Source organism: Sporosarcina sp. NCCP-2331 (assembly GCF_023707945.1).
In the GTDB taxonomy this organism is placed as follows: domain Bacteria; phylum Bacillota; class Bacilli; order Bacillales_A; family Planococcaceae; genus Sporosarcina; species Sporosarcina cascadiensis.
Genome location: NZ_BRCD01000026.1, coordinates 43785 through 50011 on the forward strand (window position 1 = coordinate 43785; position 6227 = coordinate 50011).

Consider the following 6227-nt stretch of genomic DNA (forward strand, 5'->3'; position numbering starts at 1 on the left):
GCTCCCCCTTTCTCCGTTATTATTCGCCCTGCTCGTTTCCAAGCTGAATCATGTCATATATATAGCGCGCCTGCGTGTGATCGGGTTCGATGGTAAACGCACGCTCAAGATGTGTTTGGGCACTGTCTTTATCCTCAGTCGAGACTGCATAGAGAACCCCCAAATTATAGTGTGCATCCGCGTGTTCCGAATCGCTCTCCAAAATCGTCTCAAACACCGGACGTGCTTCGATAAACAATTCAAGCTTCGCCAATAAAATCCCGTAGGACAGCAGAACTTCAAGATCTTCTTCAGCCAGTTCGACAGCCCGCTGCATATAAGGCAGAGCGAGCCGATCGCTGCCTGCCTGTTCCAGACTTTTTCCCAGCATGAAATACGCGTCAGATGATTCAAGGCCGGCCTGCACGGCTTTTTCATAAAGTTTGGCCGCCTCGTCAAAACGCTCCTGATTGTAATAAAGATTCGCCAGACCGTAAAATGCCGTGCCTGCCTGATCGTCGAGCGTCAATGCCTTTTGAAAGAACGGCTCTGCGCGCTCAGCGTCTCCGAGCGATGCAAAAATATTGCCGATATTAATATAGCCTGTTGCATCATCTGGATTTTCCTCAATGGATTTCATGAACAATTCGACTGCTTTTTCATAGTTGCCATCCTGCATTTCTTTGATTGCTTCATTCTGAGCGGACATATTTCTGCCTCCTTACCCTACATATGTTAGCTTGCTGCCGTCTTTAAACACTTCGTCAATTGTGCCGCCGCCGAGACATTCTTCTCCGTCATACAAGACGACTGCCTGTCCGGGAGTCACTGCACGTACAGGCTCGGCAAACGTAACGATTGCCTGATCGCCTGAGAGTGTAACGGTGACCTGTGTATCCGGCTGGCGATAGCGGAATTTAGCTGAACACTCAAATGTCTCCGGTAAATTCTTCGTCGTGCTTATATTCATATCCGTTGCTTTTAAGCTCGTTGAATACAGTGCCTCATGGTGGAAACCTTGTTCAACCAACAATACATTGCGTTCCAAATCCTTGCCTACCGCGAACCAAGGCTCACCCTCTCCGCCAATGCCGAGACCGTGACGCTGACCGATCGTATGATACATCAAACCATCATGCGTACCCATCACTTTTCCGTCCATCGTCTGCATCTCGCCCGGAATCGCAGGAAGGTACTCACTGAGAAACTCTTTAAAATTCCGTTCACCAATGAAGCAGATTCCCGTTGAATCTTTTTTCTTTGCTGTCGCAAGTCCAGCTGCTTCTGCTATTTCACGGACGCTGGATTTCTCCAAGTGTCCTAAAGGGAACATTACTTGCTGCAGCTGCTCCTGTGACAATTGATTAAGGAAATAAGTTTGATCTTTGTTATTGTCAACGCCTCTCAGCATGGCCACACCGTCTTCTCTCTCCACCACCTGCGCATAGTGCCCGGTTGCAAGGAAGTCGGCTCCCAGGCTCTTGGCGTGCTCAAGAAACGCGTTAAATTTAATTTCTTTATTGCACATTACATCCGGATTCGGCGTGCGTCCGGCTTTATATTCTTCAAGGAAATAAGTGAACACCTTATCCCAATATTGTTTTTCAAAATTAACAGAGTAGTAAGGTATGCCAATCTGGTCACATACACTGCGTACATCCTCAAAATCTTCTGTTGCGGTACAATGTCCCGTTTCATCGGTATCATCCCAGTTTTTCATGAAGATCCCAATCACTTCATAGCCTTGCTGTTTCAGCAGTAAAGCTGCTACCGAGGAATCCACCCCGCCGGACATACCAACGACGATCCGGGTATCTGCAGGCGCTTTTGTCGTTCTCATTTCAACTTCATCCTTTACTGGTTCATTTTACTAGACGCTTTACGACAGCGGCTATTCTTTGTGCTGCTTCTTCAATTTCAGACTGATCCAAACCATAGCCGAAACTGATCCGAATGGAATTGCGTGCTCTGTCCGAATCGTTTCCGAACATCGCCGTGATGACATGTGACGGTTCAAAAGAGCCGGCAGAACAAGCAGAACCGCTTGATACCGCTACGCCTTCTATGTCGAGACTCATCAAGAACGTTTCCACATCTGTTCCTGGAAACGATACATGAAATACGTGCGGCAGCTGAGGAACGGATTCGGACAGCGTCGGCTCAAATGCCAACTCATTTTGTCCGAAGATCGCAAGCATCGTCTGTTTGTACGATATATAGGCAGCTGATTTTTCATCTTTCGTCTGTTCAGCGATAGTAACAGCCTCCGCAAATGCTGCAGCTGCCGGTACATTCTCTGTACCCGCACGGCGCTTCTTCTCCTGGCCGCCGCCTAAAGACAGTGAGTCCAGCTGCGTGCCATTTCGCTGATAAAGGAAACCGATTCCTTTAGGCCCATTGAGTTTATGAGCAGTGACAGAAAGCAGGTCGATTTTCAGTTCATCGACATTTATATGAGACAAACCATACGCCTGTACCGCGTCCGTATGGAAAACTGCCTGGTGTGACTGCAGAATTTCACCAATTTCCTGGATTGGCAGTATTGTGCCGACTTCATTATTTCCGTACATGATGGTAACGAGAATCGTTTTATCCGTCAACGCATCCTGCACTTGCTGAGCCGTGATCATTCCAAAACGGTCCGGTTCCAAATAAGTGACTTCAAAGCCTTGTGACTCCAGTCGTTTACAAGGATTTAACACGGCATGGTGTTCAATTTTGGTTGTGATAATATGATTTCCTTTATGCTTCATTGCCTGTACTGTACCGAATATGGCGAGGTTATCTGCTTCTGTCCCTCCTGAAGTGAAAATAATCTCATTCGGGTTCGCACCTATTGATTTCGCAAGTATGCTGCGGGATTCTTCCAGCAGTTTTTTTGAATTTCTGCCGAACTGATGCGTGCTTGACGGATTGCCGAAAGTTTCTGCCAATGAAGCTGTGAACTTCTCAAGCACAGCCGGATGCATGGGCGTAGTGGCGGCGTAGTCTAAATAAATGGCTTCTTTCATTCGGGTTAACTCCTTTAAATATAAAACATGTATTCATCTTGAGATGGTGAATCATCAAATTCAATTAAATCTTTGATGGTTGTGTGATCCAGTACTCCACGAATGGCATCCCCGATCCGGCTCCACAGTTCTCTCTGCGGAATATGGTCGTCGTCAAGACCTTCAACCAGCTGAATCGGTCCTTCGAGTAAACGAATGACATCGCCGGCTGTAATTTGCGAAGGTTCTTTTGCGAGTTTATAGCCTCCGTATGCTCCGCGCACGCTCTTCACAAGACCGCTGTTGCGAAGTGGCGGAATCAGCTGCTCTAGATACGCTTCCGAAAGACTTTGCTCTTCTGCAATCTTACGCAGCGGCACAGGTCCTTCTCCGTATTTTCTTCCTAATTCTACAATGACTGTCAGTCCGTATCGACCTTTAGTGGAAATCTTCATTTTGGCATCGTCCTTTACTAAAATAGCTGAAGTTAGTATAGCATAATTTTATCACTGATTCTTTGAAATGACTTCATTCACCTATTACGTTATACTTAAGGAACAAATGTACGGAGGATTGATATAGATGCATAACGAACCTTTGGCCTTCCGCATGCGCCCTGAAACGATTGATGAAGTCATCGGTCAGGAACATGTCATTGGCAAAGACACCCCTCTCTACCGAATGATCAAGAAGGGGCATGTTCCCTCTCTTTTACTATACGGAGAACCAGGAATCGGCAAGACTTCCCTTGCCCATGCAATCGCAGGAACTTCTAAATTGCCGTTCATCGCGCTCAATGCGACAGTCGCAGGAAAGAAAGATGTGGAAGATGTAGTGAAAGAAGCGCGCATGACCGGAAAAGTCCTGCTGTTCCTGGATGAAATTCACCGTTTCAATAAGCTACAGCAGGATACGCTTCTGCCGCATGTCGAAAGCGGCGCCATCGTCCTGATCGGCGCGACGACTGAAAACCCTTTTCATGACGTCAATCCCGCGATCCGCTCCAGATGCGGCGAAATCGTCCAATTAAAACGGCTGCAACCAGAAGACTTATTGGATTTACTTCAGCGGACATTGAAGGATGAGAAAAAAGGGCTTGGACAGGAAGACATCGAAATTACGACTGAGCAGCTGGAGAAAATCGCAGAAGGCGTCAATGGAGATGCAAGAAAATCGCTGACGTTCTTGGAGTCTCTGCTCGCAGCAAGTGACGAGGAAGACGGCAAGATCATTGTAGAAGACGATTTATTGAATCAGCTGCTGCAGCGCGTCAGCCTGCTCGGCGATAAAAAAGGTTCCCATCATTATAACTTGCTGTCTGCACTGCAAAAGAGTGTGCGCGGCAGTGATGTCAACGCAGCACTTTATTATTTAGCCCAGCTGCTGGAGATTGGTGATCTGACAGCCGTCACGCGTCGCTTGCTCGTCATGAGCTACGAAGATATTGGACTGGCTGCGCCTGACGTTGGAGCGCACGTGGTGGCAGCTGTGGAGGCAGCGTTACGGCTCGGCATGCCGGAAGCACGCATTCCTCTTTCCGTCGTGACGGTGGAAATGTGCCTGGCTTCTAAATCGAACTCTGCCTACAGGGCGATTGATGCGGCAACGAAAACTCTTCGCACTCAGCAGACCGGCGAAATTCCACCGCATTTACGCGATACGCATTACAGCGGAGCAGAACAGCTCGGCCATGGCGGATATGTCTATCCACATGACACGCCCGTCGGTTCTTTCGGCGGCTGGACCGATCAGCAGTATTTGCCTGACAGTCTGGCGGGAACCAAGTTTTATTCGCCGGTTGAAGCAGGCGACGAGACACGGATGGCTGCGATATATAAGCGATTGCTTTCTTTTAAAGGCGAAAAAAATCCACGATAATCTCGTGGGTTTTTTGTTTATATCTTTAAAAACACTTTTTATAAACGTAATTCCGTAACTTTCCGTTAAGATCAGAATAAATCCTGGATGACTCATTCTTTACATGATTATCGTAAATAACAGTTGAGGTTATGCGATTGATCTCTTTGTTTTAAATAGAATCTGATAGTATTATAGGGTAGCCAAAATTGTATGGGTGGATGGTTGTCACTGGCCCTTTCCTTAACCGGAAAGGGGGTGATCATCATGGAATTATTTCTTGAGTTTTTAAAAGAAGTACTGAAAGGAATTATGCGTGCGATTAGCGCGCACTTCTTTCAGAAAACTTTTTTAGACAAAAAGAAATCCACCCTTGGCCGTCGCAAGCATAAGGGTGGTTCTCGAAACAAAAAGTAGTTTTTAATTGACAACCACTCGCCTGGACGGTAGAGGCTGCAGGAGAGTTCGAGCTCTTCTCTCTTTTACTATCTATACCCATTCTATCGCAAAAATATGCTCCATTCAAGGAAACTATTTAAGCTCGAGCCGGCGTGCGCGTTCCGTACATTACAATAACGTTATTATCAAGCATGGCCCCGGTCCAAGTAATTGGTTTCATGAATGCTATGCTGGGATTAAGTGTATCTAACAATTTGTCCTGATTACGATATAGACGCAATTACTTATAAAGCAACAGCGCACTAATGTGGAAAATTGTTATGTATGGTATAGGCTTTACTGATATTCATTAAAGAGCCCTATAGTCAACTATTCAAAAGAGTAATTATCCTTTTTGTAAAGTATATCTGGCTCCCGATTCAGTAAGTAGTTTCGAAATTCCTTCAGAATGATATGGCATTAATCTGTCTGCATCTTCCAAGCTTAGCCATTCAACTTTTATGATATTTTCTTCTTGTGGGATTTCTTCAGGTCGCTTTATTATTTGCCCATGATAAGTAATAAAATAAACATGATTTTTGTCTATAAAAGCCTCATTCAATGCGACAATATTGCCAACCATAATATCATATCCTGTTTCTTCCTTCACTTCTCTTACAGTTGCTTCTTGCAAGGTTTCTCCTACTTCAACTGCACCTCCTGGTAAAGACCATGTACCATTCTTGTTGAATACCATTAGAATTTTGTTTGCATTTTCATCAAATAATAGTGCATATACAACATCAACTCGCTGAAAATTCATTACCATGTTCCCCTTTTAATTCAAGTTTATATTTCTTTAATAGTCTCGCTCGTTTTGCTTGATAACAATTATTTCTAACATTTTTACAATGAGTTACTCCATTTTCATAGTTAGCACACATCCCCAATTATCTAACCTGAAAACAGACTAATAAAGTTAATATAATTCTAACAGAAACAAAAACCCGCAGCAGCCGAAGC

General features: G+C 45.2%; 7 protein-coding genes. 2 read left to right on the forward strand and 5 right to left on the reverse strand.

The features are described 5' to 3' along the window. Positions 1-19: 19 nt before the first annotated feature. Genes NCCP2331_RS14435 through cymR form a run of 4 tightly spaced genes read right to left on the reverse strand, consistent with a single transcriptional unit; the run spans position 20 to position 3424 of the window. Positions 20-688, reverse strand: coding sequence for a tetratricopeptide repeat protein (locus tag NCCP2331_RS14435; protein ID WP_153723534.1), 669 nt, complete (start codon positions 686-688; stop codon positions 20-22). Positions 689-700: 12 nt separating this feature from the next. After that, a complete protein-coding gene (mnmA, locus tag NCCP2331_RS14440; protein ID WP_153723535.1) occupies positions 701-1819 on the reverse strand; it encodes a tRNA 2-thiouridine(34) synthase MnmA in 1119 nt (372 codons plus the stop codon). A 22-nt stretch (positions 1820-1841) separates the two neighbouring features. Further along, positions 1842-2990, reverse strand: a complete 1149-nt coding sequence (locus NCCP2331_RS14445) for a cysteine desulfurase family protein (protein ID WP_153723536.1) — start codon at positions 2988-2990, stop codon at positions 1842-1844. 14 nt (positions 2991-3004) lie between these two features. Further along, positions 3005-3424: a cysteine metabolism transcriptional regulator CymR gene (gene cymR, locus NCCP2331_RS14450; protein WP_153723537.1), complete on the reverse strand. Its 420-nt coding sequence runs from the start codon at positions 3422-3424 to the stop codon at positions 3005-3007. A 127-nt stretch (positions 3425-3551) separates the two neighbouring features. On the opposite strand from cymR, the gene NCCP2331_RS14455 reads away from it, so the two are divergent. Together NCCP2331_RS14455 and NCCP2331_RS14460 are read left to right on the forward strand one after the other, a co-directional pair. Beyond that, the gene (locus NCCP2331_RS14455; protein ID WP_153723538.1) at positions 3552-4847 is read left to right on the forward strand and encodes a replication-associated recombination protein A; all 1296 of its coding nucleotides are present in this window, start codon (positions 3552-3554) and stop codon (positions 4845-4847) included. A gap of 246 nt (positions 4848-5093) precedes the next feature. Beyond that, positions 5094-5243: a hypothetical protein gene (locus NCCP2331_RS14460; RefSeq protein ID WP_194841219.1), complete on the forward strand. Its 150-nt coding sequence runs from the start codon at positions 5094-5096 to the stop codon at positions 5241-5243. Between the two features lie 367 nt (positions 5244-5610). Here the strand turns inward: NCCP2331_RS14460 and NCCP2331_RS14465 are convergent, their stop codons facing one another. Next, positions 5611-6027 (reverse strand): NUDIX hydrolase, encoded by a 417-nt coding sequence (locus NCCP2331_RS14465; RefSeq protein WP_153723539.1) that lies wholly within the window; start codon positions 6025-6027, stop codon positions 5611-5613. Positions 6028-6227: the final 200 nt, after the last annotated feature.

What these genes read in the sequence shown, in the direction of transcription:
- NCCP2331_RS14460 (WP_194841219.1), top strand. Translation starts at nt 5,094, where the DNA reads ATGGAATTATTTCTTGAGTTTTTAAAAGAAGTACTGAAAGGAATTATG.
- cymR (WP_153723537.1), bottom strand. Translation starts at nt 3,424, where the DNA reads ATGAAGATTTCCACTAAAGGTCGATACGGACTGACAGTCATTGTAGAA.
- NCCP2331_RS14445 (WP_153723536.1), bottom strand. Translation starts at nt 2,990, where the DNA reads ATGAAAGAAGCCATTTATTTAGACTACGCCGCCACTACGCCCATGCAT.
- NCCP2331_RS14465 (WP_153723539.1), bottom strand. Translation starts at nt 6,027, where the DNA reads ATGAATTTTCAGCGAGTTGATGTTGTATATGCACTATTATTTGATGAA.
- NCCP2331_RS14455 (WP_153723538.1), top strand. Translation starts at nt 3,552, where the DNA reads ATGCATAACGAACCTTTGGCCTTCCGCATGCGCCCTGAAACGATTGAT.
- NCCP2331_RS14435 (WP_153723534.1), bottom strand. Translation starts at nt 688, where the DNA reads ATGTCCGCTCAGAATGAAGCAATCAAAGAAATGCAGGATGGCAACTAT.
- mnmA (WP_153723535.1), bottom strand. Translation starts at nt 1,819, where the DNA reads ATGAGAACGACAAAAGCGCCTGCAGATACCCGGATCGTCGTTGGTATG.